Raw genomic sequence first — 1,008 nt, forward strand, 5'->3', positions numbered from 1 at the left:
ACGTCTGGCCCAGCAGGAAGTATCCCTGCGCGCCCGTCCTGACGATGAAGCGGACGCGGGAGTTTTCGATGAGCAGGTCGCCGACCCGGCCCGACGCCATCGGCCCGCCGACCAGTTCGGCCTCGCAGGCCACCGGCTTGGCCCGGGTGTGTCCCGGCGCCAGCACCAGCACCCGCGGCTTGCCGGATGCGGGACGCTTCTTGTTCGTGCCCAGATAGTGGAGGATGGGCAGCGTGAACGCGGCAGTTTTGCCGGTTCCTGTTTGCGCGCAGCCAATCATGTCGCGCTCCTCGATCAGCGAGGGGATGGTTTGTTCTTGAATGGGTGATGGGGTCGTGTAGCCCGCCTCGGATACAGCGCGGCCGATTTCCGGCAGCAGCAGTCCGAAGACGCCGCTCGGGTCGTTTTCGTTCTTCATTGATTTTTCCTGACCGGCGAATGATATATTTTTCTACTCGCCGCCGGTGGAGTGAAGAAAAAGAGAGCCCTGCAGACACAGTGACCCATGAATTAATCCGCGCTTCTATAGATTACGGCCTTGCGTGTCAAGAGGTTCCGCTCATTCAAAACTACTTAGCGCGGACGGACAGATCAAAGATCAGGTCAGCGCTTTGGGGGTCGGCCTGATGAACCCGCACCATAATACGATTGACGCCGACTTGTAAAAACCGAGGCGCTACCGGCAAAGGAAGGGCGTTCTTTTCACGCCACCCACTGACGCGTTGGGTCGCCCATGTTTCTGATAACGCCTCCCCCTCGGGCATGTTATGCCGGATGACTTCCTTACCATTCAGCTTAATAATACACCCATCATCCGCTTCCACCCAATCACCTATATTGGCATTTCGCCATTCAGGAATAACATCTATCCCTGACGGCAGCTCTTCCTTGTCGTCGAAGACTTTATGATATGTATTAGATATCCTGTAAGTTCTCATCATCTTCCCCTATTATGGGTAGTTGCATTCTTATAATAGAACGTAATACCTCTATCTCTTTATCCATTTC

The 1,008-nt window shown here is 55.0% G+C and carries 2 protein-coding genes; both read right to left on the reverse strand.

Going from position 1 to position 1,008, the window contains the following annotated elements; all coding sequences use genetic code 11:
• Positions 1-418: DEAD/DEAH box helicase (locus tag AC30RD_RS09960; RefSeq protein WP_489494416.1), on the reverse strand; the 418-nt coding region annotated here is incomplete at its 3' end.
• 151 nt (positions 419-569) lie between these two features.
• Positions 570-938 (reverse strand): hypothetical protein, encoded by a 369-nt coding sequence (locus AC30RD_RS09965; protein ID WP_489494417.1) that lies wholly within the window; start codon positions 936-938, stop codon positions 570-572.
• Positions 939-1,008 lie beyond the last annotated feature (70 nt).

It is taken from the genome of Nitrosophilus sp. (assembly GCF_982775275.1).